General features: G+C 60.1%; 23 protein-coding genes. 7 read left to right on the top strand and 16 right to left on the bottom strand.

Annotated elements, in window-relative coordinates:
• The first annotated feature begins 72 nt into the window (after positions 1–72).
• Positions 73–1,248 carry a flagella assembly protein FlgT middle domain-containing protein gene (locus OOT55_RS11710; RefSeq protein WP_265366053.1) on the top strand — a complete coding sequence of 392 codons (1,176 nt, stop codon included), beginning with the start codon at positions 73–75 and terminating at the stop codon, positions 1,246–1,248.
• Position 1,249: 1 nt separating this feature from the next.
• Here the strand turns inward: OOT55_RS11710 and secB are convergent, their stop codons facing one another.
• The 3 genes from secB to OOT55_RS11725 are packed head-to-tail and all read right to left on the bottom strand — an operon-like array spanning position 1,250 to position 2,493.
• On the bottom strand, positions 1,250–1,753 hold the full coding sequence (gene secB / locus OOT55_RS11715; protein WP_265366054.1) for a protein-export chaperone SecB: 504 nt from the start codon (positions 1,751–1,753) through the stop codon (positions 1,250–1,252).
• Positions 1,754–1,811: 58 nt separating this feature from the next.
• The gene (gene grxC / locus OOT55_RS11720) at positions 1,812–2,063 is read right to left on the bottom strand and encodes a glutaredoxin 3 (protein ID WP_265366055.1); all 252 of its coding nucleotides are present in this window, start codon (positions 2,061–2,063) and stop codon (positions 1,812–1,814) included.
• Between the two features lie 16 nt (positions 2,064–2,079).
• On the bottom strand, positions 2,080–2,493 hold the full coding sequence (locus tag OOT55_RS11725; RefSeq protein ID WP_265366056.1) for a rhodanese-like domain-containing protein: 414 nt from the start codon (positions 2,491–2,493) through the stop codon (positions 2,080–2,082).
• Positions 2,494–2,720: 227 nt separating this feature from the next.
• Between OOT55_RS11725 and gpmI the strand changes: the two genes are divergently transcribed.
• The 5 genes from gpmI (at position 2,721) to OOT55_RS11750 (ending at position 8,305) form a co-directional block, all read left to right on the top strand.
• Complete coding sequence (gene gpmI, locus OOT55_RS11730; RefSeq protein ID WP_265366057.1) at positions 2,721–4,283, top strand: 2,3-bisphosphoglycerate-independent phosphoglycerate mutase; 1,563 nt, start codon at positions 2,721–2,723, stop codon at positions 4,281–4,283.
• A gap of 51 nt (positions 4,284–4,334) precedes the next feature.
• Complete coding sequence (locus OOT55_RS11735; RefSeq protein WP_265366058.1) at positions 4,335–5,501, top strand: murein hydrolase activator EnvC family protein; 1,167 nt, start codon at positions 4,335–4,337, stop codon at positions 5,499–5,501.
• A 126-nt stretch (positions 5,502–5,627) separates the two neighbouring features.
• Positions 5,628–7,010, top strand: coding sequence for a S41 family peptidase (locus OOT55_RS11740; protein WP_265366059.1), 1,383 nt, complete (start codon positions 5,628–5,630; stop codon positions 7,008–7,010).
• 7 nt (positions 7,011–7,017) lie between these two features.
• Positions 7,018–7,920: a divergent polysaccharide deacetylase family protein gene (locus tag OOT55_RS11745; protein WP_265366060.1), complete on the top strand. Its 903-nt coding sequence runs from the start codon at positions 7,018–7,020 to the stop codon at positions 7,918–7,920.
• 163 nt (positions 7,921–8,083) lie between these two features.
• Entirely contained in the window at positions 8,084–8,305 is a 222-nt protein-coding gene (locus OOT55_RS11750; protein ID WP_265366061.1) for a DUF6316 family protein, read from the top strand.
• 47 nt (positions 8,306–8,352) lie between these two features.
• Here the strand turns inward: OOT55_RS11750 and hisF are convergent, their stop codons facing one another.
• From hisF to hisB, 4 genes are all read right to left on the bottom strand, one after another.
• A complete protein-coding gene (hisF, locus tag OOT55_RS11755) occupies positions 8,353–9,123 on the bottom strand; it encodes an imidazole glycerol phosphate synthase subunit HisF (RefSeq protein WP_265366062.1) in 771 nt (256 codons plus the stop codon).
• A gap of 400 nt (positions 9,124–9,523) precedes the next feature.
• Positions 9,524–10,258, bottom strand: a complete 735-nt coding sequence (gene hisA, locus OOT55_RS11760; protein WP_265366063.1) for a 1-(5-phosphoribosyl)-5-[(5-phosphoribosylamino)methylideneamino]imidazole-4-carboxamide isomerase — start codon at positions 10,256–10,258, stop codon at positions 9,524–9,526.
• A gap of 153 nt (positions 10,259–10,411) precedes the next feature.
• Positions 10,412–11,062 carry an imidazole glycerol phosphate synthase subunit HisH gene (hisH, locus tag OOT55_RS11765; RefSeq protein WP_265366064.1) on the bottom strand — a complete coding sequence of 217 codons (651 nt, stop codon included), beginning with the start codon at positions 11,060–11,062 and terminating at the stop codon, positions 10,412–10,414.
• A 32-nt stretch (positions 11,063–11,094) separates the two neighbouring features.
• Complete coding sequence (hisB, locus tag OOT55_RS11770) at positions 11,095–11,688, bottom strand: imidazoleglycerol-phosphate dehydratase HisB (protein ID WP_265366065.1); 594 nt, start codon at positions 11,686–11,688, stop codon at positions 11,095–11,097.
• Between the two features lie 147 nt (positions 11,689–11,835).
• Here hisB and OOT55_RS11775 point away from each other — a divergent pair, with 147 nt between their 5' ends.
• Positions 11,836–12,570 (top strand): 16S rRNA (uracil(1498)-N(3))-methyltransferase, encoded by a 735-nt coding sequence (locus OOT55_RS11775; RefSeq protein ID WP_265366066.1) that lies wholly within the window; start codon positions 11,836–11,838, stop codon positions 12,568–12,570.
• A gap of 2 nt (positions 12,571–12,572) precedes the next feature.
• Here the strand turns inward: OOT55_RS11775 and OOT55_RS11780 are convergent, their stop codons facing one another.
• From OOT55_RS11780 to pilG, 9 genes are all read right to left on the bottom strand, one after another.
• The gene (locus OOT55_RS11780; protein ID WP_265366067.1) at positions 12,573–13,175 is read right to left on the bottom strand and encodes a hypothetical protein; all 603 of its coding nucleotides are present in this window, start codon (positions 13,173–13,175) and stop codon (positions 12,573–12,575) included.
• A 76-nt stretch (positions 13,176–13,251) separates the two neighbouring features.
• On the bottom strand, positions 13,252–13,740 hold the full coding sequence (locus tag OOT55_RS11785; RefSeq protein ID WP_265366068.1) for a chemotaxis protein CheW: 489 nt from the start codon (positions 13,738–13,740) through the stop codon (positions 13,252–13,254).
• Positions 13,718–14,689 (bottom strand): chemotaxis protein CheB, encoded by a 972-nt coding sequence (locus OOT55_RS11790; RefSeq protein ID WP_265366069.1) that lies wholly within the window; start codon positions 14,687–14,689, stop codon positions 13,718–13,720. Before OOT55_RS11790 ends, OOT55_RS11785 begins: the two co-directional genes overlap by 23 nt.
• 2 nt (positions 14,690–14,691) lie before the next feature.
• A complete protein-coding gene (locus OOT55_RS11795; protein ID WP_265366070.1) occupies positions 14,692–20,853 on the bottom strand; it encodes an Hpt domain-containing protein in 6,162 nt (2,053 codons plus the stop codon).
• 12 nt (positions 20,854–20,865) lie between these two features.
• Positions 20,866–21,729 (bottom strand): CheR family methyltransferase, encoded by an 864-nt coding sequence (locus tag OOT55_RS11800; protein WP_265366071.1) that lies wholly within the window; start codon positions 21,727–21,729, stop codon positions 20,866–20,868.
• 58 nt (positions 21,730–21,787) lie between these two features.
• Positions 21,788–24,052 carry a methyl-accepting chemotaxis protein gene (locus OOT55_RS11805; RefSeq protein WP_265366072.1) on the bottom strand — a complete coding sequence of 755 codons (2,265 nt, stop codon included), beginning with the start codon at positions 24,050–24,052 and terminating at the stop codon, positions 21,788–21,790.
• 112 nt (positions 24,053–24,164) lie between these two features.
• The gene (locus OOT55_RS11810) at positions 24,165–24,707 is read right to left on the bottom strand and encodes a chemotaxis protein CheW (RefSeq protein ID WP_265366073.1); all 543 of its coding nucleotides are present in this window, start codon (positions 24,705–24,707) and stop codon (positions 24,165–24,167) included.
• A gap of 35 nt (positions 24,708–24,742) precedes the next feature.
• Positions 24,743–25,105: a twitching motility response regulator PilH gene (pilH, locus tag OOT55_RS11815; protein WP_024461426.1), complete on the bottom strand. Its 363-nt coding sequence runs from the start codon at positions 25,103–25,105 to the stop codon at positions 24,743–24,745.
• A 112-nt stretch (positions 25,106–25,217) separates the two neighbouring features.
• A complete protein-coding gene (gene pilG / locus OOT55_RS11820) occupies positions 25,218–25,613 on the bottom strand; it encodes a twitching motility response regulator PilG (protein ID WP_024461427.1) in 396 nt (131 codons plus the stop codon).
• Positions 25,614–25,948 lie beyond the last annotated feature (335 nt).

Below are 25,948 nucleotides of genomic sequence, written 5' to 3' on the forward strand. Positions count from 1 at the left end.
CTGTTCAGGCCGACAACCCAATACGAAACCCTAAAACATTTCCCCGGTATTGACCACCAGCGGAGCGACCCGGTGACCAAGTACAGTCGTATACGAATGCCTTTGGCCTCTACGCGCAATGCCCTGGTGCTACTCATGGCGATGACCCTGATGGGTGAAGCCACCGCCGGGCCCAGCCAGGCACACTTTGGCAGCCACCCTCAGGGCACCCATGGTCAGGATACCGCCCGGTACGAGCGTGTTCCCAGTCCGGATGTGGCCGGCCAGACACCCGAGGCGTCAACCCACCATAAAGACGACGCTGTCCAGGATCAAAACGCTACCCCACCCCTCGCCTGCTCCAGTGGCGGTCGGGCGTACCGCAAGTCCCTGCTGATCACCGCCTTCCCCCGCCGGGAGCAGGCAGAGGCCAATGCGGGCGGCCTCTGGGGCGCCGAGCAGGCCCTGGCCGAGCGTCTCGGTGAACACCTGGCCCGGGGCGACCAACTGTTTCAGTATCAATTGATTCCTCAGAGCCTGCCCGAACCGTCAGTCAATTCGGGGCAGCCCATCCGTCAGTTGGCCAATGAACACGGCACCCAACTGGTGCTGAGTGGCACGCTTCATGACCTGGGGATGGCGCGGCCCGAGGATGCCTTGAACCCAGGCCTGGCAACCCGCACCCGCAATGCCGCAGTCAGCGTCTTGCGCCTGAAGCCAGAGTGGGACACCCGGCAACGGGATTTTGTTCTGCAACTGAATCTGCACGACGGCCACACGGGACAGACACTGCTCACACGCAGCTACCGGCTGCAGGGGATCTGGAACCCGAAGCGCCCGGAACGAGCCCGGTTCGGAACGCCAGCGTTCTGGGAGACAGACTACGGCCGGAAAATCGAGGGAGTGCTGGCCGAAGCGGGCCAGGCGCTTAACGAGGCGATTCGCTGCCAGCCACTCGTGGCGCGCCTGGAGCAACCACGTGTGGGGGCCACGACACTGCTTCACGCCGGATACACCCAGGGACTGCAGGCGGGGGATCGTCTGCCTTTATACCGGATCAGTCTGCGGCCGATTCCGGGGGAATATCGGCAGTACAGCGCGCATCGACTGGACAGCGGTACACACCTGAGGGTGGAGAAAGTCTACGCGCACACCAGCGAGGTGCGCCTGGAGGGCGCGACCACACTGCACGGCGAACACTTTGCGGTGACACCCGGCCAGGTACCCCCTCGGGACGAGATCCATACCTGGCTCCGGGAGCAGGACTGACTCAGGCGTCGGCGGTCTGGGAGGACTCCCCCTGCTTGCGAACCTGCTGTACCGCCTGGGCGAACACCGCATCGAAGTTGATCGGGGGCAACATCAGGGGTGGGAAACCACCGCGAGACAGAGTGGAGTCAATCACTTCACGGGTATAGGGGAACAGGATCTGGGGGCAGGTGGTATTGATCACCTGGCTCAATTGCGCTTTCTCCAGCCCCTGAATCGCGAACAGACCCGCCTGTTTCACTTCCACCAGAAACACGACTTTGTCATCCATTTTGGCGGTAATGGTCATCAGGAGCACCACTTCGTAGTGGTTTTCATCCAGATTGTTGACCTGAACGTTCAGTTCCTGATCGATTTTCGGCTTCCAGGCGCGATTGAAGGACTCGACCCCCATCGGGGTTTCAAAGGACAAGTCCTTCAGGTAGATCCGCTTGATCTGCAGACCGCGCGGAGCTTCCTGGGTGGCGCCTGCGCCGTTTTCCTGAGTGGTGTTTTCATCTGCCATAATTAAGTTACCGTTGGTTCAATCAATTAGCCCTGAATCGGCCGCCGTCGGTGGGCGCTCAGCCCAGCATTTCGTCCAGCTTGCCGCTCTTGTCCAGCGCCCACAGATCGGTGAAGCCACCCACATGGGTGTCCCCGATCCAGATCTGGGGCACCGTGCGCTGACCACTGTCAGCCATCATTTTTTTCCGCAGTGATGGATCGCGGTCCACCCGAATTTCCTCGAACGCGACACCTTTGCCTTCCAGCAAGTGCTTGGCATTGACGCAGAACGGGCACACCGCCGTGGTGTACATTACAACTTTCGCCATCATGAACTCCCGGTTGTCAGCCTTTCACCAGGGGCATCCCCTGGTTCTGCCACTCGGTAATCCCCCCGGCCAGGCGACGTACATCAAAGCCCTTCTGCCCGAGAGTACGACCGGCCGCACCGGCATGCTGGCCAAGCTTGTCGGCCACCACGATGATCTTGTCCCGGTGAGGCGCCAGCAACTGCTCAGCGTCCGCCGCGACTTTGGAATAAGGCAGACTCAGGGCGCCCGAGATGTGCCCGGCCTTGAAATCGGCCGCCTCACGGACATCCAGCAACACGGCCTTCTCGCTATTGAGCAAGCGGGTGACCTCATGGGCGGGAATCGGTTTCCCGTTCTTGATCCGCTCGCGCATGGCGTACACCACCATCAACACGGCCAGCGTGGTGATCAGAAGCCACTCTTGGCTGACAAATACAAAAAATTCCACGTCTTCGCTTTCCTCAACTCGAATCGGGGAGAATCCGCGCCCGGGATAGCCGAGGCGGAGCGCGCCGCAGTATACACCATCAGACGTCCTTTTCTCAGCGGCCGACGTAGAGTTACCACGGGTAACGCGTTAGAATGGGGCTTTTGCGCCCGGAAGTACCCGCCGGGCGCCGGCAATGGCCATTCCATTCGACCTTCATTCAGCGACTCAGAGAAGTGACAGTACCTATGACCGCCAACCAGACCTCCGCCCAAAAGCCCACCGTTCTGATTGTCCTGGATGGTGTCGGCTATTCGGAAAAGACCGAACACAACGCCGTGTACAGCGCCAACACCCCGGTCCTCGACCGCCTCTGGAAGGAAGCTCCGCACAGCCTGATCGCCACCTCCGGGATGGCGGTGGGCCTGCCGGAGGGCCAGATGGGCAACAGCGAAGTGGGCCACACCACCATCGGTGCCGGTCGGGTGGTCTACCAGAACTTCACGCGGATCAATAAAGCGATCGAAGATGGCGAGTTCGCCAACAATCCGGCCTACGCCGCCGCCATCGACAAGGCCAAAGACGCCGGCAAAGCCGTGCACGTCTTCGGTCTGCTCTCGGAAGGGGGCGTGCACAGCCACGAAAACCACATTTACGCCATGGTGGACGCCGCCGCCAAACGCGGCGCCAAAGAAGTGTACCTGCACGCTTTCCTGGACGGTCGAGACACCGCCCCGCGCAGCGCCAAGGCGTCTCTGGAAAAAGCCGAAAAGCAGTTTGCCGAGCTGGGCGTTGGCCGCGTCGCCAGTATCGTTGGACGCTACTTCGCCATGGACCGGGACAACAACTGGGACCGGGTGGAGAAAGCCTATAACGCCATGGCCTGTGGCGTGGGCGAGTTTACCGCCAAAACCGCCGTCGACGGCCTGGCCGCCGCTTACGAGCGCGATGAAAACGACGAGTTCGTCAAGGCGACCGTGATCGTCGGCGACGGCCAGGAACCGGTCAAGATGAACGATGGCGACGTCGCCATCTTCATGAACTTCCGGCCCGACCGGGCCCGCCAGATCACCCGCGCGCTCATCGAGAGCGATTTTGACGGTTTCAAACGCCAGTGCGAACCCAAGCTGGCCGACTTCGTAATGACCACCGAATACGCTTCGGACATCAAGGCCAGCTGCGCTTTCCCCCCTCAGGAACTGGTCAACTCCTTTGGCGACTACCTGGCCAAACAGGGCAAAACCCAGTTGCGCATCGCCGAGACCGAGAAGTACGCCCATGTGACCTTCTTCTTCAACGGAGGCACCGAAGCCGAGTTTGAGGGCGAAGACCGCATCCTGGTGCCCTCACCCAAGGTGGCCACCTACGACCTGCAGCCGGAAATGAGCGCACCCGAGGTCACCGACAAGCTGGTCGAGGCCATCGAGTCCGGGAAGTACGACGCCATTATCTGCAACTACGCCAACGGAGACATGGTGGGCCATTCGGGCATCTTTGAAGCGGCCGTCAAATCGGTTGAGGCCGTCGATAAGTGCCTGGGTCGGGTGCTCGACGCCACCCTGAAAGCGGGCGGCGAAGCCCTGGTCACCGCCGACCACGGCAACGTTGAGGAGATGTACGATCCGGAGTCCGGCCAGGTGAGCACCCAGCACTCCACCCTGCCGGTACCCCTGATCTACGTCAGTTCGCGCAAGGGAACCATCGCCGACGGCGGCTCCCTGGCCGACCTCGCTCCCACCATGTTGCACCTGATGGGGCTGCCACAGCCCAAGGAAATGACCGGTCGCAACCTGATCACCCTGAGCGAGTAACCCACGGATGGGGCGGCTTTCCGGTCGCCCCATCGACGGCAAGGTCCCCTCATGACAATCGCTGCGCGTCCCCAAGGCTTCGGAAAGTACCTGCTGTATCTGTGCCTGTATCTGGCGCTGAGCGGTACCGCTCACGCCAATGATCAGGCCGAGTATGAAGCGCGAATGCAGGAGCTTCAGAAAACCATTGAACAGTTGCAACGGGAACTGAAGAAAACCCAGGGCTCCCGGGATGAGCTCAAGGAACAGCTTGAGTCGTCCGAGTCCGACATCGGCGAACTGCTCAAAAAGATCGAGCGCATCAAGTCCGACCTTGAGCAGCAGAATCGCGACCTGCAGAGCCTGAAGCAGGAACGCAACGAGCTGGATCAATCCCGACAGGCTCAGCAACAGGCCGTTGCCGAGCAGGTTCAGGCCGCCTACGCCCTGGGCCGACAGAGCCAGATCAAGTTGCTGCTCAACCAGGAGAGTCCCCAGCGCGTATCGCGCTTGCTGCGCTATTACGATTACTGGCTGGAAGCGCGCACCGATAAAATCGAGCGCTACCTGGAGACACTCGCCGAGCTGGATCGCATCGAACCCCGCATTGTCCAGAAAACGGCGGAACTCGCCCGCAACCGGGACCAGTTGAAAGCGCAACACGAACGCCTGGCCGAACGCCAGGAAAGCCGCCGCCAGACCCTGGCCGCCCTGAACCAGCGCATTCGTTCCACCGATCAGGAGCTGGCGGACCTGCAAAAGGACCGGGAGCGTCTCCAGTCCCTGCTGGACGAAATGGTCGCCGCCGTCGCCGACCTGGAAATGCCCGGTGGCGATACGCCTTTCAGCCAACGCAAAGGTCGCCTTCCCTGGCCCGCCCAGGGATCACTGCGACACCGTTTCGGCAGCGCTCAGTTGGACGGCCAGATCACCCGTAACGGCATCGTCATCGACGCCAGTGAAGGCGACCCGGTACTGGCCGTACACCATGGCCGCGTGGTATTTTCCGATTACTTCCGGGGCCACGGACTCCTGCTGATTGTGGACCATGGCGAGGGCTACATGAGCCTGTACGCCCACAATCAGAGCCTGTACAAGGAAACCGGCGAGTGGGTCAGCGCGGGGGAGACCATTGCCAGCGTCGGCAACACCGGGGGTCAGCTCCAGGCGGGCCTGTATTTCGAAATCCGGCACCGGGGCAAGCCCACCAACCCGATGCCCTGGCTGGCGCAGGCCTGATCGCATCACCTGCCCCATGAGACCGGCTATAGTGAATTATGCGCCATACTGATTGTCATATTGTCATGCCCACGGCCGCGCCCGCGGGAACCGATCCACACCGGACCCTCAAGTCAGGAGACCCGGATGCTGTACGCTAATTTCAAACACGCTGCTCTGGTGGCGCTGCTCGCCACTCTATCACCTCTGGCGCTGGCACAGTCCGCTGCGGATACTGCCGCGCCCGAAGAGCAGCAGGGCCTGCTGCCGCTCGAGGAACTGCGCACCTTCACCCGGGTATACGACCATATCCGCAATGGTTATGTCGAAGAGCTGTCGGATGCCGAGCTGCTGGAGTACGCCATCAAGGGCATGATCGCCGAGCTGGACCCACACTCGGCCTATCTGGATGAAAAGTCCTTTGAAGATCTGCAGGAGAATACCTCCGGCGAATTTGGTGGTATCGGGATTGAAGTCGGGATGGAAGATGGCTTCGTCAAGGTGATTGCACCGATTGACGACACTCCGGCTCAAAAAGCCGGTATCGAACCGGGTGATCTGATCATTCGCCTGGACGACCAACCGGTCAAAGGCATGAGCCTGAACGACGCGGTTGAGAAAATGCGCGGCCCCAAAGGCAGTGACCTGACAGTGACCGTCGTGCGGGAAGGTATCGACCAACCGTTTGAAGTCACTCTGACCCGGGACATCATCAAGGTCAAAAGTGTACGGGTACGCGTCGAGGACGAACATTATGCGTACATCCGGATCGCCCAGTTTCAGGTGAATACCGGTCGGGACATGATTGAGGCTCTGGAAAAGCTGCGTGCGGAGCACGACGACATTCGGGGCATTGTGCTCGACCTGCGCAACAACCCCGGCGGTGTTCTGCAGACGTCCGTGGAAGTCGCCGATGCCTTTTTGGACGAAGGGTTGGTGGTCTACACCGAGGGGCGTACCGAGAACAGCGACATGCGCTATTACGCCAACGAGGGCGAGGTGGCCGAAGATCTCCCCATTGTGGTGTTGATCAACGATGGTTCCGCCTCAGCGTCCGAAATCGTGGCCGGGGCACTGCAGGATCACGGCCGCGCCGTGGTGCTGGGAACCCGGAGTTTCGGTAAAGGGTCGGTACAGACCGTGGTCCCCATCTCTGAAACCCGGGCGGTCAAGCTGACGACCGCACTCTACTACACGCCCAACGGGCGCTCCATCCAGGCTCAGGGAATCGTGCCCGACGTGACCGTCGAGCGCGCTCGGGTAACCGCCCTGCGCACGGGTGCCCGCTCTACCGAGGCGGACCTGGCCGGCCACTTGGGCAACGCCAATGGCGGGGAAGAGAGTAACACCCGGACCCGGGAGTCCGAGCGCGAAGCCCGCCAGAGTGATATCGGCGACAACCAGTTGGACGAAGCCATCAACATGCTCAAGGGGCTGCATATTTTCCAGCAGCGCCAGAAGGCCAGCCTCGCCCGGCGTCTGCCCCCACTCAACGAGGAAGACGAGTCCGAACAGCCAGTAGCGGAGTAGATCGCCCGTGCTCCTGCCATTACTGCGCCTCGCCCTGGTCGCCAGCCTGATGCTGGGTGCCCCTTTGAGTCAGGCCGGTCAACTGGCCATCATCATTGACGATATCGGCTACAGCGCGTCCCTGGGGAAGCGCAGCCTGAACCTGCCTGGCGAGTTCACCTTTGCCGTATTGCCCCACGCCCCCCACGGCGCCAGGCTGGCCCGAGAGGGTGCGGCCCTGGGTAAGGAAATCATGCTGCACAATCCCATGAGCAATATCCGCAACCTGCCACTGGACGCCGGGGCTTTGGCCTCCGGCATGACGCACCGGGACTTCATTCGTACCCTGGAGGAAAACCTCAGAACCATTCCCGAGGCTCGCGGCCTCAACAACCATATGGGGAGCCAGCTCACCCAGGAGAGCGAACCCATGGGCTGGCTGATGCAATACCTGGGCGACCACGGCTATTACTTCATCGACAGTCGAACCACGGCGGACAGCCAGGCCTGGGAAACGGCTCGACGCTACCGGATTCCCACACTCAAGCGGGATGTTTTCCTTGATCATGAGCGCTCGGTAGAGGGCGTACTGCGCCAACTCGAGCAGGCCATTGAGCTGGCCCGCACCCGTGGCTACGCCATTGCCATCGGTCACCCCTACCCCGAAACGCTGATGGTGCTGGAGCAGATCAATCCCCTGCTGACCGACGCAGGCGTCACCCTGGTGCCCATATCGGCTCTGCTGGATCGGCCCGGAGAACCGCCGCCGACTGCAGGACGCAGTTGCCTGGCGCCACCCCTCAGTCTGTGGCGCCCTCCATCGGGCTCACAATCGATGGCAAGCGGGCCCGACGGACTGACACAAGACCTCAGCCCATTAGTCACCGAACGGCGCCCGTATCGTCTGAGTCAACATTTGCTATTAAATTAATATTGCTCTATAAAGACAGAATGAGGTGGCGCTACTGGTGCCAGGGAGGTATTTTCAGAGGCTCGAGCCGGGCCGAACGCTGAAAAAGGCGCAGTCGCCGCATGTCGATCAGGGAATTCACCCCGACCCTGGGGAAAAGTGATCCATCAAGCAGGTTAAGATTATGAGCGAGAACAGAGCAGGAGAACACGGCAGCGTCCCCAAGCGGACCGGACGTTTTCTTGAAAAAGACGGTTACTGGTATTACACCACCCGGGAGGGTGTGGATATCGGGCCCTTCGACAGCCGGGAAGATGCGGAAATCGGAGTCGGCGAGTTTATCGACTTCATCTGCGCCGCCGAGCCCAAGGTCCGCGAAGCGCTGGAAAGTTACCGGGCCGCGTAACCGCTGCTCAGACGACTGACCTGATACCACCAACGCGGCATTGAGTGTTAACGCATCTCAATGCCGCGTTCGCGCATATAGGCTTTGGCTTCCGGGATACTGTACTCCCCGAAGTGAAAGATGCTGGCCGCCAACACGGCATCGGCACCGCCTTCCAGCACGCCATCGGCCAGATGCTGGAGGCTTCCCACCCCGCCGGAGGCAATCACCGGAATCGACACCGCATCACTGATGGCCCGGGTCAGTTTCAGGTCAAAACCGTTTTTGGTGCCATCGCGATCCATGCTGGTGAGCAGAATTTCTCCCGCCCCATAATCCGCCATCTTGCGCGCCCACTGAACCGCATCAATCCCGGTGGGCTTGCGACCGCCGTGGGTAAAAATTTCCCAGCGGGGCGCCTCGCCCTCACCGCTGACCTGTTTGGCATCGATGGCAACCACAATACACTGGGACCCAAAGCGCTCGGCTGCGGCTTTGACAAACTCTGGATCGGACACGGCCGCAGAATTTATGCCCACCTTGTCGGCCCCGGCATTGAGCATGCGACGAATGTCTTCAATCTTGCGAATACCCCCGCCCACGGTCAGGGGAATGAACACCTCGGCGGCCATGCGCTCGACGGTATGCACGGTGGTATCCCGCCCTTCGTGACTGGCGGTAATATCCAGAAAGGTAATCTCATCCGCGCCCTGTTCGTTGTAGCGCTTGGCCACTTCCACCGGGTCACCGGCATCACGGATATCAACAAACTGAACGCCTTTGACCACACGGCCATTATCGACGTCGAGACAGGGGATGATGCGTTTTGCTAGAGCCATATCGAACCTTTAAATGAACCTTGTAGCACTGACATCAAATACGTCACGTCCGGTCCGCTATCAGGTAGCCCTTTCCAAGACACGCTGTGAATACATCCCTGTAAGCTCCACAACGCGAGTCCCTCGGTTGAGGGTCTTGGAAAGGGCTACCTGACACCGGCCCTCAGTGCGTTCGTAGGACCTGCAGCTGGTTTAGCGTCTATTTGGGCTTGGCCGGCGGATGCGCCGTTGGCTTATCCGCCCTACGCAACGTCAATGGTGGCACAGAGGTCAGGAGTGGGGCATATCACTTGGAGACTCTCTGAGGCATGGATGCCGATGAGAAGCCCCCATGGATGGGTTCACGGCGGGTCTCCAAGTGATATGCCCCACTCCTGACCGGACTCTACGCTCGCTCTCTTTAGGCGAATGAGTCACAGAAATCTTGAGCTTCTTTTACATCCAGCGAGCCTTCATAAATCGCCCGGCCGGTAATCGCCCCGGTGATGCCCTGATCGGATACCTTACGCAACGCCTTGATATCATCCATATTGGTAATACCGCCAGAGGCGATCACCGGAATGCTCGAAGCCTTGGCCATCGCCAGCGTCTGCTCCACATTCACACCCTGCATCATACCGTCGCGGGCAATATCCGTGTAGACAATCGCACTGACGCCATCCTTCTCAAAACGCTTCGCCAGATCCGTCGCCTTCACCTCGGACACCTCCGCCCAGCCATCAGTGGCCACCAGACCGTCTTTGGCATCCAGACCGACGATGATATGCCCCGGAAACCGGCGACACATCTCGGTCACAAACTCCGGCTCTTTCACCGCCTTGGTGCCGATGATCACATACTGGACCCCCGCCTGCAGGTAATGCTCAATCGTCTCCGCACTGCGAATACCGCCGCCGATCTGGATCGGCAGATCCGGGTACGCACGGGCGATGGCCGTCACCACCTCGCCGTTGACCGGCTTGCCTTCAAAGGCGCCGTTCAGGTCCACCAGATGCAGCCGGCGACAACCGGCGTCCACCCAGCGTTTGGCCATGGCGACCGGGTCGTCGGAGAATACGGTGGAGTCGTCCATCAGGCCCTGGCGCAAACGTACGCATTGGCCGTCTTTCAAATCAATGGCGGGGATAATCAGCATGTTGGTTGTGGGTCCGGTCATTCGAGTTTGAGGGTCATTTCTTTACGGCGGATGCACTTCGCTCCGAGTCGTCGGACCGATCCGCCCTACGCATAGCACAGCGGTTCGCGTAGGGCGGATAAGGGCTAAGCCCGCATCCGCCGCTACCACGCATCAGGCCGCTCCATCCCAATCCATAAAATTGCGCAACAACTGCAACCCGGCCGTATGGCTTTTCTCCGGGTGAAATTGCACCGCAAACAGGTTGTCCTGGGTCAGCGCCGCCGCGAAAGTGGTGCCGTACTCACAGGTGCCGGCCACCTGCTCCGGGTTACCGGCTTCGACATAGAAGCTGTGCACAAAGTAAAAACGCGCATCCTGCTCAATACCGGCCCAGAGCGGGTGGTGGGTGTGGTGTACCTGGTTCCAGCCCATATGGGGGACTTTCAGGCGCTGGCCGTCGGCGTCTCTCAGATCGGCGCCAAAGTAACGCACTTGCCCCGGCAGCAGACCGATGCAGTCCACGCCACCGTTCTCTTCACTGCGGTCCATCAGTGCCTGCATGCCGACGCAGACGCCCAGCACCGGCTTGCCGGTGGCCACCTGTTCACGCAGCAGCTCATCAAACTTCAAGCGCCTGATTTCCGCCATGCAATCGCGAATGGCGCCCACCCCGGGGAACAACACCCGGTCGGCGGCGCTCACCTGGGCCGGGTCGCTGGTCACCAGTACCTCGGCTTCCGGAGCCACGTGCTCCAGGGCGCTGGCCACCGAGTGCAGGTTGCCCATGCCGTAATCAATGACCGCTATTTGCTGGCTACTCATAATACGCTACTGCCCCACTCACCCGACGAAAATTACAGACTGCCCTTGGTGGAAGGCATCACCCCCGCCATCCGGGGATCCTCCTCCAGCGCCATACGCAGGGCACGGCCAAAGGCCTTGAACACGGTTTCAATCTGGTGGTGAGCGTTGTGACCGCGCAGGTTATCGATGTGCAGGGTGACCTGGGCGTGGTTGACGAAGCCATGGAAAAATTCGGAGAACAGTTCGGTATCAAACGTGCCAATCCGCTTCTGGGTGAACGGGATGTCCATCATCAGGCCGGGACGACCGGAGAAGTCGATCACTACCCGTGACAGGGCCTCATCCAGAGGGACATAGGCGTGGCCATAGCGGCGGATGCCTTTTTTGTCCCCCACGGCCTTGGCCACCGCCTGCCCGAGGGTGATACCGATGTCTTCCACCGTGTGATGGTCATCGATATGGGTGTCGCCATCGCAGGTGATGTCCAGATCGATCATGCCGTGGCGGGCGATCTGGTCCATCATGTGCTCCAGAAACGGCACGCCGGTATCGAACACGCCCTTGCCCTCACCGTCCAGATCCAGGCTGACGCTGATTTTGGTTTCCAGGGTATTGCGATTGACTTGGGCGCGACGGTTGGCCATAGGATCTCCAGAGACCGGGAAGCAAAAGCGGAATTATACCGCCAGTACCCCATCCCTGTCATGGTGAAAGCCATCGGTGGAGTATTGAGCAGCACTGGCTTGAAGCGCAAATTTGCTAAACTGCCTGTTTTTGAGCTGGAGTTCGCCATGCGTGTCCCCCGGGTGTTTACCGACCAACCCCTGCAGACCGGTGCTACCGTGACGCTTGAAGAAGCCCCGTCCCGCCACCTGGCCAAAGTGCTGCGTATGACACCGGGGCGGGAGCTGATTCTCTTTAATGGCGAGGGAGGTGAATTTGCCGCGACCTTGGCCGAGGTCGGGAAAAAGTCTGTCCAGGCCACGCTGGGCGCCTTTACGGCCGAGGACCGGGAATCCCCCCTGAATCTGGAGCTGGCCATTGGTCTGTCCCGGGGAGACCGGATGGATTGGGTCATCCAGAAGGCCACGGAGCTCGGTGCCACGCGAATCACCCCCCTGTTTACCGAGCGCACCGAAGTCAAGCTCAAAGGTGACCGGCTGGACAAGAAGTGGGACCATTGGCGCCAGGTGATCATCAGCGCCTGTGAGCAATGCCAGAGAAACCGGTTGCCGGCGCTGGCTCAACCTCTGACATTGACGGAGTGGCTGGCCACTGAACAGCCTCCCGGCTCCCGCCGCCTGGTCCTGCATCACCGCGACAGCAAAGGGCTTCCCGCGCAGGAAGCAATCACTCAGGTCAGTTTGCTGGTGGGCCCCGAGGGCGGCCTGTCCGAGGAGGAGATTGAGCGCGCCCGCAACGCTGGCTGCGATCCTCTGACACTCGGCCCCAGGGTAATGCGCACGGAAACCGCGCCGGTGGCGGCGATCAGCCTTGCGCAATACCTCTGGGGAGACTGGCGCTGACGTCAAGAACCATTGGATGAAGAGGACGATGAGGAACTGGACGATGCCGAGCTGGAACCGAGCCCACTGACCTCTTCGACAACGATCAGGTCGGCACGGGATTCGACATAATGGAGCTCCCAGGTGCGGAAGGGAATCTCCTCATCGCAACTGGCGTCTTCGTCCGCTTCGCTGAGACGGTAGTTGAGCACCACCTCAACGACGTTTTCATCTTCGGTGATGCTGAAGGCCTGAACCCGGTTCAGGTTCAACTGCTGCGCGCACGCGCTGTCGTCAAACCAGCCGCTGTCATACAGAATGACCTGTCCTTCCTCAAAGTCCGGAGCCTCCACGAAATCGTCGATATCCCGGTAGGCATCGATCAAAAACTCGTAATCGTCCGGATCGCGAATGATCTCGATCCGTCGACTGTCGACATCCGTGGCGGGGAACCCGGTATTGTTCCGGTCCGCGGAGCTGTTTTCGTACACAAAGCTGACGGCGACCGGATCGCGAATTTCGTCGGGCTCGGAGGGGTTGAACGCTTCTTCGCGCTCACCGCCGCAGCCGCCAAGCAATGTGACCAAGGCCAGGGCGGTACTGGCAATCGGCGTGTGGGTTTTCATCCGTCGTTTCCTCCGCGGCGCGGCTCCTTATCGGTACATTCCGGTTTCTGGGGTTGCCCGGTCGGGCGCAGAGCGCTCAGACGCGGGTTTTGAGATAGTCCAGGACGCGCTGCTCAACACCGGGAACATCGGGAATGACCGCGTCCTCACCCGCCCAACTCACTTGCATCAACTCGTAGGGGTTGGTCGGCGACGCATCGCGCACCTGAAGCTCTTCGGGGGTCACGCGAGCCAGCCGGGGCAAGCCCTGAGCAATCAGAGCCACAAAGTGAATGTGTTCGCTGACCCCAGTCGTATTGAACACCGCCACCCGGGCATAGTTCCCCGGCGTGGGGCGCGGCTGACCATTGAGGCACTCGAACGAGGCCAGCGGAATGGTCAGATCCCGCCATTGATAATCGCCCAGATACCAGTCCGGAGCATTCGGCACAGGCTCAATTTTGCCCACCGGGACAATCTCCGCCACCGAGACGTTGGGCACCAACAGGGTCTGTCCCTGCAGGGGAATCAACAGGCTGGCGACTTCCCGGACCTCCGGGGTTTCAGTGAGCTGCGGGGCTTTCATAAGGTCGGACTTCCTCAATCAGTGTTTGCGCTGAAGTGCGGCAGTGGGCACTCAGACGGTTCGCCAGTTCCCCGGGTGTGCCGGTCAACTCGACGGCGCCGGTGGCCAGGGCGGCATCGGGCATGGAAGCGCTGGTGCAGCTTTGTGGAGTCTGGGCCCATACTTTACCGCCACGCTGGCGCACCAGACGGCAGGCCGCCGCACCATCATCGCCCATTCCGGTAAAAACAATCAGCCCCAGCTGTTCGCCATAGACCCGGGCGGCGTTCGCCACCAACTGGTCCACCGAGGGGGCATAGGGGCCACCCCAGGGTTCATCGGCCATGGCCAGGGTACCATTGTCCAGCAGGTCCACCCGTTCACAGGCGGTCACAATCAACATCTGGTTGGCCTGCACAACGGCGCCGTCGCTCGCCAAGGCCGCGGGGTAAGGGCTCTGGCTCATCATACGCACCAGGGTGCCCGTGTAGCCGGTGTCAATATGCTGTACATACATGAAGGCGACGCCCAGCGCCGGGGGCAGAGAGGACAGGAACTCCTTCACCGCCGCCGGACCACCGGTGGAGGCGGCCAGAACCCATAGCTCTCTCGCCCGGGGCACCCGCTGCAGGTTGATATCCCCCGCCAGCTGGCGCAACTTCGCCAGGGTACGCTTGAGCCAGGCATTGTGCTCTTCACTGCCGGGCCGGTATTCACTGCTGTCGCTGATGATCAGCGGTGCATCGCTGTGCTCAAGCAACGCCTGTACCGGCTCGGGTGGTTCGGCGTCCGGATCCAGCGCCACATCCACGACCCAGGCATCGGCACTGTCGGGCGCCGGCGTGTCCGCCCGGCACTGATCCAGCATGAGCGAAGCCACCAGCTCGTGGCCCGCTTCCCGCGCACTCAGTGTCAGATACTGGCGCTTGAGCGGGCTGTCGACCAGCAAACCGATTCGCAAGCCCGTCACGGTCAATAAGCCTGCGTGGTTTCCAGGAGCTCGCGGATGTTATTGAGCAACAGCTCCTCCTGGTAGGGCTTGCCCATGTACTTGTCCACCCCGATATTGAACGCCCGCTCCCGGTGTTTTTCCCCGGTACGGGAAGTGATCATGATGATCGGAATGTCCTTCAGCCGTGAGCTGCTGCGCATATTGCTGGCCACTTCGAAGCCGTCCATGCGCGGCATTTCAATATCCAGCAGCATCACATCCGGGATATGGTCCTGAAGGGTCAGCAGTGCCTCGGCACCATCTTTGGCGGTAATGACCCGGAAGCCCTCGCGCTCCAGGAAACGGCCCGTCACCTTGCGAACGGTCACGGAATCATCCACCACCATAACCACTTTTTCCTGCTCGTCATCACGCCCGTAGGGCGTCTCGGTGGGCTCCAGCAGGGTGGCGTTGGGCATCCCCAGCGCCAGTTTTTCACGCATGAGGGCGTGAGGATCGAGAATCACCACCACACTACCGTCACCCATGACCGTGGCACCGGACACCCCACTGACCGAGCTGAACTGCATACCCAGGGTTTTCACCACAATTTCACTGCTACCCAGCAGGCGGTCAACCTGCAGAGCCACCGTATGTTCGGCGCTGCGCACCAACACCACCGGCAGCGGCAAGGATTGGCCATCGAGCTTCGGACGGGCATCGCTGTCAAGCATGGCACCCAGATAACGTACCTGATACTCCTCTCCCGCGTATTCGAAGCGCGCGCTCTCATCGGAGTAATAGTGCTCCAGTTCAAAGGGGCTGACCCGCACAATACCCTCGATGGTATTGAGGGGAACGGCGTAGTAGTCATCCCCAATCTGAATCATCAGTGCACGGTTCACCGACACAGTGAACGGCAGGCGAACGATGAACTCCGAACCTCGACCGGACTCCGAATTGATGAACATGGAGCCGCCCAACTGTTTGATCTCGGAGTGGACCACATCCATACCGACGCCGCGCCCGGATATCTGGGTCACCTTGTCAGCGGTACTGAAACCGGCATGAAGGATAAACTGCATGATATCCCGGTCGCTGAGCTGAGCGTCTTCGGTCATCAGGCCGCGTTCGACGGCTTTGGCTCGCACGCGATCAAGATTGATCCCCCGGCCATCGTCGGCCAGGCGCAACACCACATCGCCACCTTCCCGGGCAAGGCTGAGCATGATACGCCCCGCCGCCGGCTTGCCGGCTGCGGCGCGCTGGTCTGCGGTTTCGATGCCGTGATCCACGGCGTTGCGTAACATGTGCTCAAGAGGCGCCACCATGCGCTCCAGCACCGAGCGGTCCAGTTCGCCTTCGACATTATCCAGCTCGAATTCCACATCTTTGCCCAACTCGGTCGCCGCCTGACGGACAATCCGGCGCAGGCGCGGCACCAGCCGGGAGAAAGGCACCATGCGCGAGCGCATCAGTCCTTCCTGCAGATCGGTATTGATCCGTGACTGCTGGAGCAACAGGGTTTCCGTGTCGCGATTCTTGTCCGAGAGCGTGTTTTTCAGGTCGAGCAGGTCCGAGGCGGACTCCATCAGCGAGCGCGACAACTGCTGTAACTGCGAATACCGGTCCATTTCCAGCGGGTCGAATTCCTCGTGCGCTTCCATCTGTTCCTGACGGAAAATCACCTGGGCTTCGGTTTCGATATCGAGGCGGCGCAACTGCTCCTGCAGGCGCACGATCGTCGAGTCCATTTCATCAATGGCCAATCCCAGGTCACCGACCTGCTCCTCGATGCGCCCCCGGGTAATAGAGGTCTCACCGGCCAGGTTGACCAGCTCTTCCAGCAACTCGGCGGACACCCGGACCACTTCCTGAGGGCCACTGCGGCGGGCCGCCAGATGCTGCACCTGGGCGCCGCCGTTGCCGCCCCCGGACGCACTGATGGCACCACCGCTGGGCGGCACCGGAGCCGATGTGGCGGTATTGCCGGGTTTGGGCTTGGGCGTGAACGGCACCACATTGCCCGTTTCGGGGTCCCGGGCGACCGGAACCGGGCCACCGGATTGAGGCGCGGTGGCGCTGGGCGGAGGCGGCTCGGCCGCCTCGTCGGGGGCATCACCGGCCATCTGCGAGCGCACGCGGGCGACCCCGGCGTGAATCTTATCCTGGAAGTCGGTCAGGCGCTGGAAGAAGGCCCGGTCGATGGTATCCCGCTCGCGCATGCCAATGAGCAGTGTCTCGAAGTCGTGGGCCAGATCCCCCACATCCGTGATGCCGGACAGACGGGCGCCACCCTTGAGGGTATGCAGGGAACGCTTGAGCTCTTCCGGCAGGTCCGGGTTGCTCCAGTCTTCCTGCCACTCGGTCAGTGCGCGATCGATATCTTCCATGAGGTCATCGGCTTCTTCCAGGAAGATTTCCAGGATTTCCTCATCCACGCCGTCATCGGCATCGTCCGCCTGCTCCTGCGCCGACTCCGCCGCCGGTGCAGCGGGTTCCGAGGAGGCACTGGCGGAGGGTGGTTCAGTGGCCGATGACGGGGCGCCATCAACCGCTGAGGACTCTTCTTCGGTCGCTGAAGATTCTTCCTCAACGGCTGAGGGCTCTTCAACGAACGCGGAAGGCTCTTCAACAAACGCTGAGGGCGCCTCATCGATCGATGCCGACTCTTCTGCAATCGCGGAGACTTCTTCGCCAGCGGTTGAGGGCTCTTGATCAACGCTGGTTGCCTCTGGCTGGGCATCGGGGGCGTCGGGCGGCAGGTTTTCCAACAGGCGATCCAGGGGGGCCTGAACGGCGTCGGGGGCCGGTTCGAGGTTCTGACCGACGGCGACGGCATCCACCAGGTCCAACAACGCCATGTGCGCGTCGATCAGTTGCTGGCAAAGCGCATCGTCGCACGGAATAAACCCCTGCTGTATGCCACCATAGATCCGGTAGAGCTTATCCCCCAGCTCCGCCATGGGCGGCAGGTTGGCGTGCAGGGCGCCGTTGGTCAAGGTGGCCAACTCGGTTTGCAGTGGCTCAAGCTGTGCAAGATCCTCGGGATGCTGGCGCCAGCTTTCGATGGTTTTATCCGCATCGAGAAGCAGGTTCATTTCCTCGGCCATGAAGATCGCCAGCAGCTCGGGATCAATCGCTTTCTGACCTTCGGCCTGGGCTTCCTGCTGTCGCACGAGCGGAGCCACAAAAATCTCACGAAGCTCCGCGACCCGCGCCTGGAACTGCCCCAGACGGGGGATTTCCACAGGCTGGCCCTGCTCGATATCGGCCAGGGCGTGGGTGGTATAGTCCACCGCGTCGCGCAGCAGTTGCAGAATATCGTCGTTGATATTGACCTGATAGGTCCGCAGCTCTTTGACAAACCGCTCCAACGGCGTGGCCAACTCCGCAATTGGAGTAATGTTGGCCATATGGGCGCTACCCTTGAGGGTATGCAGCGCCCGCTGAGTGGCGTCGCTCGGCGGCGTAAACAGCGGGGATGCGTCTTCCATATCCTGAATGTAGCGATCCACCACCTGCAGGTGAGTCAGCGCCTCCACGCCGAAGATTTCCCATAACTGGGTATCGCGGTCGTCATCGTCATCCGGCTCTACCCCATGGGATGGCTCAGGCGACACACTGCTGTCGGGCTGATCCAGCAACTTCGCATAGGGATCCGCCCCGTCCTTCGCCGGTGCTGTCGACTCACCGATTGAGACATCGGGCTCCTCACCTTTTGACAGGGCCGCCGCGTACTGCTCGCAAGCCGCGGTCAGGGTCGGGTGGGGATTGGACTGACCGGTGCGGAACGCCTCGATCATGTCTGGCAGCAGGCTGCGGACTTTTTCTATCACGGCGACGTGATGGTCACCGGGCTGGATGGTACCGTCCAGCACGCGGTTGAGCATGTTCTCGATCGCCCAGGCGAGCTCACCAATATCGGTCGCCCCAACCATACGGCCACTGCCTTTCAGGGTATGGAAAGCGCGCCGGAATTCGGTCAGAGATTCCTGGTCAGCAAAATTCTGTGCCCAACGGGGAAAGTACTCGGCAATCGCTTCACTGACCTCGCCGGCCTCCTCGATGAAGATTTCCAGGATTTCCTCATCAACTTCGTGTTCATCATCGTCGTCCGAGGCGGAGGTATCGACACTATTGGCTTCGGGCTCCGGCTCGCTGGCATCGGCGGCGGCCACTTCGGCCTCCAGAGCATCGACCGAATAACCGTCTGAAGTGTCATCCGGAGACGGCTGGACCTCGGACTCCTCCTCTGGCGATACATCCTCTGGCGATACATCCTCTGGCGATACATCCTCTGGCTCATCCAGCAGCGTCTCGGGGGCCTCGCTTTCAGCGGTGCCAATTGCCGATTCATAGGCGGCACTCAAAGCGGCGGTGTCTTCCTCAGCATCCAACCCGAGGTCGGAATCGTCTTCGAGCGGTTCCTCTACCGCCGGGGCCTCTTTTTCGGCTGCGGCCTTGGCGGCATGCTGCAGGGACTGGGAAGGCGTCACGGCATAACCCAGTTGGGCCACGCTCTCTTCGGCAACGCCCAGCAGCAGGTCGTTTTCCTCGGCGTGCTCGCTATTGAAACGCTCCAGGTAGTATTCAACGCTGGTAATGGCATCGGCCAGGGTATCCAGCCGGCTCCACTCGGGAGTCACTTCTCCCTTGAGCAGTTGCTCCTCCACAAACCGCGCACAGGCGCCAATAATCCGGGCCGGTCTCGGCAAGGGGATCATGTCGAGACCGCCGCGGATTTCACGCAGCGTCACCGGTACCGGTTGCAGATGTGAGCGATCCCACTGGGAGGCGATGTACTCGACGATGGCGTCCTTGGCCTGCTCCAGGCCACTGCGTGATTCACGCAATACCGACTCCTGGGCCCGGGAAAGATTGAGATCCGCCTGCTCCCGTGCGGGATCCGCGTCCCGACCGGCATTGGCCACCAGGGTATCCAGGCCGTACTCGATATCCAGCACTTTACCGGCCAGCGCCATCAACTGGTCATCGCCCAGGTCGCTGTCAGAGTTCACCACCAGCTCAATCGCCGCGCCCTGCTCCAGCACCTGCTTGCGCAGGTCGCCAATCCCCAGTACCGCCATAGTGTCGGCCACGCGCTTGATAACCGGCAGGGCCTCTTCCAGCGCCTGTTTCCGGTCGGCATCCGACAGGGATACATCCAACGCTTCTTTGACCGCGTCCAGCTCCCCCTTCAGCGCGGTAACCACCGAACTCATGGCCTCGGCGTCCGGGGCGGACAACAAGTCCTGCGCCGCGTCGCCGTCTTCACCACTCTCACGCCCTTCCGGCAAAGCACGCTCAAGCTCGTAGCGATCGTAAATCACCTGCAAATGGGAGCCACTGGCAAAGCCCGGCGAGTGCTTACCCGAACGGGCCACGTAGTACAGCAGGTTCTTGAGCAGTTGATCATCCGCCGGGGCAGCCAACACTTTGGTGCCGTGCGCGAGCAGTTGTTTCAACTCCCGATCCAGTTGACGCAGAAGGTTCTTGATCGAAACACTCGACTCGATGGCATCCATTTCCAGCGCTTCGATCAGTGCCAGGCAAATGTGCCAGAGCGACTGGCGGGCCGTACCCCGCGTCAGTTTGTGCAGCCGCTCAAACACTTTTTTCAGGTAAGCGAGATTTTCATCCGGGTTCACGCCCCGGATAAAACCCGCGGCAGCGTACTGGTACATCTGGCGCAGTTTGCGCACTGTATCCTTGAACTGGGCATCGTTCGCCAACAGTGGCAGGCGCTCTCCGGAGACCTCCCGCGCCGGCCCAAGATAGGGGCTGAACAGCTTGGTCTCGGTCAGCAGACTTTCGCCGCGAACCGCGCGCAAGTCGTTGAGCAACGGCAGTACGATAACCGGGTTGTCGCGACGGGTGGTCTTGACCTTTTCGAGGTAGACCGGAAATTGCAGGATGGCCCGCATCAACACTTCCTGAGCCTCGGCGGTATTGGCCACACTGTCATTGATCATGGCCTGAGCGAGATTCTCCATCTCCTCAGCCATCATGGCCGCACCATAGAACTCCACCATCTGCAGACTACCGTGCACCTGGTGAATGTGTGTCAGGCAAAAACGCAGGCGCGCCTCATCCTTCGGGTTCTCCACGTAGGATTCCAGAGCATCGCGCGCTTCTTTCAGGGTGTCGGTAATTTCATGAACCACCCAATCCAAGGCAGCAAAGTTACGGCTGTCTGACATGCGGAGCATTCCTCATTGTTTTTGTCGCTCTTCGCGCACATAGGCTTGCACTTCATCGCCTACCACGCGGCGCAGTTCCGGGTGTTCCCAGTCCACGGCTTCCCCCAGTCCGATAATCAATACGCCGCCAGGCTTGAGGCGGTCCGCAAACGCATTGAGGATATCCCGCCGCAGCCAGCGGCGGAAATAGACCAGCAGGTTCTGACAGAAAATGACGTCCATTTTGATCACAGGCATGGTCCGGATTCGGGTGATGTTGCCTTGACTGAAACAGACACGATCGCGCAACTTTCCCACCACTTCGTACTGACCGTCATCCGCACGCGTCAGATAACGCTGGACTTCTTCCGGGTACAGTGGTTCGAGCTTGCGCTGTGGATAGCGCGCCTGGCGCGCCTGCGTTAGTGCCGACTGACTGATGTCCGTGGCGGTTATGCCGTAGTAAGGGGCCAGGTTGGCCAGTTCAAAGCAGTCATTGGCCACCATCGCCAACGAGTAGGGCTCTTCACCACTGGCGCAGCCCACGCTCCAGATATCGAAGCTGTTATCCAACTGACGATTGTTGATCTGCTGTTGCAAAAACCGGCGCACGTATTCGAGTGAGGGACGGTGGCGGAAAAAACTGGTTTCCTTGACGGTGAGTCGGTCCACCAGTACAGACCACTCCATCAAGCCGGACAGACCATCCGTGACGTCATGAAAATACTGGTTGTAGTCTTCGCAACCCAGCTCCCGCATACGGATGGCCACCTGCGACTGCAGAAGGGTTTTCTGCTGAGTCGACAGCTGAATACCCGTGCGCTCCTCCAGCAGCTTGCTCCATTGAACAAACTGGCTTTCGGACAAGTCAGTCGGCGCTTGCAGGGACCAAACCATAAGGTTTCTCTAGGCCTTAAGTGCCACCGCCCAGGTCAGGCCCGGGCAGTGCACGTGATTACACCAGTTCGCGATCAGAACGGGGCTTCTCGTGACGCTCATCCCTGTCGTCCTCATCCTCCGGCAACACCTGATCATCCAGTTCGATAACGTCGGACTCGTCGACTTCCGCCAGGCCTTCGCCGTCCTCGGGGAAATCGAAACTTTCGATGCTATCCGCTTCGTCATTCAGGTCGGCAAACGCATCGTCATCGCTTCGCGCGGGTGACGCAGACTCCCGGCGCGGGATCGACGTTTCATCCGACTCTTCCTCCGGCAGTTTGAAACCGGCAACCGATTCGCGCAGATCCAACGCCATTTCAGCCAGATTACCAATCGACTGGGCCGTAGCACTGGTACCGGCGGAGGTCTGGGTGGTAATTTCCTGAATCACGTTCATCGTGTTGGAAATATGACCCGCCGAGGAGGCCTGTTGACGGGCGGCGTTCGAAATGTTCTGGATCAATTCCGCCAGGTTGTTGGATACCGTTTCAATCTCTTCCAGGGCGACACCGGCGTCCTGCGCCAGGCGGGCACCGCGGACCACCTCTGAAGTGGTCTGTTCCATGGAGATAACCGCTTCGTTGGTATCGTTCTGAATGGTTTTTACCAGCGCCTCAATCTGCTTGGTGGCAGCGGCTGAACGTTCCGCCAGTCGCTGCACTTCGTCCGCAACCACCGCGAAACCGCGGCCTGCATCACCGGCCATAGAGGCCTGAATCGCGGCGTTCAAAGCCAGAATATTGGTTTGGTCGGCAATGTCGTTAATCAACGATACGATGTCACCAATTTCCTGGGACGATTCACCCAGTCGTTTGATTCGCTTCGACGTATCCTGAATCTGTTCGCGAATGGTATCCATACCATTGATGGTGTTCTGTACCACCTTGGCACCGTTGGTCGCGATGGATACCGCTCGCTCCGCTACCGCAGCCGACTCGGCGGCGTTGGCGGAAACCTGGTCAATGGTCACGGCCATTTCGTTTACCGCCGCTGAAGCGCCGGCGATTTCCTGGGCCTGGTGCTCGGAGGCCTCGGCCAGGTGCAGGGCGGTCTGCTGGGTCTCCTGGGCAGCAGCGGATACGTTCACTGCCGTTTCATTGATTCGGGCTACCAGAATCCGTAACTGGTCAATCGTGAAGTTGATCGAGTCGGCAATCGCACCGGTGAAATCCTCCGTCACCGTGGCGGTAGTGGTCAGGTCACCGTCGGCCAGATCGGCCAGCTCGTCCAGCAGACGCAGAATCGCGTTCTGGTTCCGCTCGTTGGTTTCCGCGGTTTCGCTCAGACGACGGCGGGTGCTGCGCAGCAGCAGGATACCAATCGCCGCCAAGCACAATGCGGCGGCAATGGCCAGCGCGAGAATGGTCAGATTGTTGGGTTGGCGCAACGGCGCCTGCTCGGCAATCCGGTCAGAAATGTCCGAAACGGTCTCAAGCAACATCGGAGTGCTGTCGAGCAGCGCTTCGTTGGCCTGCAGGGCATCGAGCAGGGCGGGCGAGCCTTCAAAAATTTCCTGGATCGAACTGTTAACAAAATCAAACAGCGACGCGATCTCGGACAGCGATTCCTGGGCTTCCTCGTCGGTAATCTGGGTGATGCGCATGGCCACGTCGCCTTCCTGCATCGCCGTCAGTACACGTCCGTAGATGTTGGCATCCAGGTTGAACTGATCCGCGGCGCGGGAGGCGTCGGCGTCACCACGCAACATCTTGTCCACATTTCGACCGATACGCTCGGCACGCCAGCTCTGCATCTGCGCCTGGGACACCTGCTCCGGCGGGGCATCATTCTCGAGCAGGATTTCCACAATATTGTTGTGCTCCGCCTGGAGTTCCGGCAGCGAGTCGTTCAGGGTCCGACCCACTTCGTTCAGGAAGACAATCGTATCGCGGTTGGTCAGAATGGTGTTGGCGTTTTCCCGAACGCCGTTCCAGACCTGCGCGTAGGCATTGAACTCGCGGCTCAACTGTGAGCGGGTGCGAGGGTCGCTGGAGCGCAGCGAATCCCAGGTGGCGCCCATGGTCGAGACGACCTGTCCCAGTTCATCAAACGCTTCTTCATCACCTTCAATGGCGTCCCGTGACAGGGCCGTCAGACGGTATGACTGGGCACGCAATTCAGCGGCCTGCTGCAGGTATTCCTGATCTCGTTCCAAGCCCTGCTGCACCATGACGTAGGTGACGGGGATCAAAACCAGAAAGCCGATCAGCAAGACCACCAGTACAACCATCGCCGGGTTCGCCCGGACGTTGGCAAACAGGTTTCTGGACTCGGTTTTCATGTAAGCACTCCTGAAGGTGACGTGACGCCTTATTGTTGTTCCTGATTGTGATAATTATGATCGACCGGGACTCATTGGCCCCGAGCAACCCTGATGACCGCCCCTCGGCCAGCTAACTGCGGGCGGCATTGATAAAGCGCGGATCCTGCGCCAGAAACGCCGGGCGAAAGACGGTCCAGCGCTGTCCGTTATGTTCGAAACTGCCCTCGGTGAAGGGCTGGATAACCGCATCGACAGGGCCGGATTCGGCCTGATACTCGTCCGTAGGAAAATGCTGCATGCCAAATACCTGGTCCACCATCAATCCGCTGTACAGGGTTTCGGTTTCCAGCACCAACACCCGTCGCTGCTTGCGTCCGCCGCTCAACTGAGCCCCGAAAAACGCGGCGAGATCAAACAGCGGCAGCAGGCGGCCACGCACGTTAGCCACGCCGCGCACCCAGGATTGAACGCCGGGAAGGTGGGTATAAGGAGGGATTTCCAGCATTTCCGAAATTTCGCCCATCGGCACGGCAAAGCGCTGCCCCATCAACATGAACCCGATGCCGCTCCAGTGCGGCCGAATATCGAGCTGTGCCGGCAGACCTCGCGCCGCGCTGCGGCTGCGTTGGGCCAGGTCAACCAGGGAGTCAAAGGCTGTCTGGGAATCAGACATGGTTACCGCCTGTCTCGTTGTGTCCGGTCATCCTTTTACTGAGTCACTTTGGCAATGGCGGCGTTGAGCGTTTCCGCTGTCACCGGCTTGACCAGAAAGTCCCGAGCGCCCTGACGCATCCCCCAGACCCGATCAGTCTGCTGGTCTTTGGTGGTCACAATAATAACCGGGATGTGGGCGGTTTCGGGTGCCTTAGTGAGCTGGCGAGTGGCCTGAAACCCGTTGAGACCGGGCATGACAATATCCATCAACACCACATCGGGGAGCTCTTTCTTGGCCAGGGAGATACCGGCCTCACCGGTTTCTGCCGTCAGGGCTTCATGGCCCTGCTTCTCCAGCATGGAGCTCAATTTGTAAATTTCGGTGGGAGAGTCGTCGATGATTAGTACTCTGGCCATAATATCCCCAAATTGATGAGTCAGTCATAAATTGCATTGTTGTCGTTATTCAGGCGATGCCGTAGCGATGCGCCTCGCCCGAGATCGTCTGCGTACCCGTTACGCGGTGTATTCAGGACGCTTCGGCTTGCTTCACGTGCGCTTCAATTGCGCCCAACAGCTCACTTTTGCTGAACGGTTTGGTCAGGTACTGATCGGAACCGACAATACGGCCCTTGGCCTTGTCGAACAGACCGTCCTTACTGGAGAGCATGATGACCGGGGTGCGCTTGAAGTCGCTGTTATTCTTGATCAGTGCACAGGTCTGATAGCCGTCCAGGCGAGGCATCATGATATCGACGAAAATGATGTCCGGACGGGTATCGGCGATTTTGGCCAGGGCATCAAAACCATCCGTCGCCGTCACAACCGTGCAGCCGGCTTTTTTGAGCAGGGTTTCGGCGGTTCGACGGATCGTTTTACTGTCGTCGATCACCATGACTTTCAGGCTTTCCAAACTTACGTCCATACTTTCTGACCTTAGCCTCGTTGCCGCATCGCTTATATTCCCGATTATTTTCGGGCTTTTCAGCACCGCGGTCATTGTTATGTTCGCCACTTTTTGTGACACGAGTCACATATTGCACCCATTAGCCGGGACAAGTGCTTCACGCGAGCAGGTGGTACAGTTAAAACGAACTTTTAACACAGTTTTTAAGGTATATCTATAACCAACTGAATATATAAGATTTTCGTTAGTGAACCGTGTTTATTATGCTTTAGCCTTATTTTGGCGACAGGTCCCGATCCTGGCAATTTCCCGCCAGCTAAAGTGGTCGTGCTTGCGTTCTACCGTCCGAGGGC

The organism is Marinimicrobium sp. C6131, from assembly GCF_026153455.1.
In the GTDB taxonomy this organism is placed as follows: Bacteria; Pseudomonadota; Gammaproteobacteria; order Pseudomonadales; family Cellvibrionaceae; genus Marinimicrobium.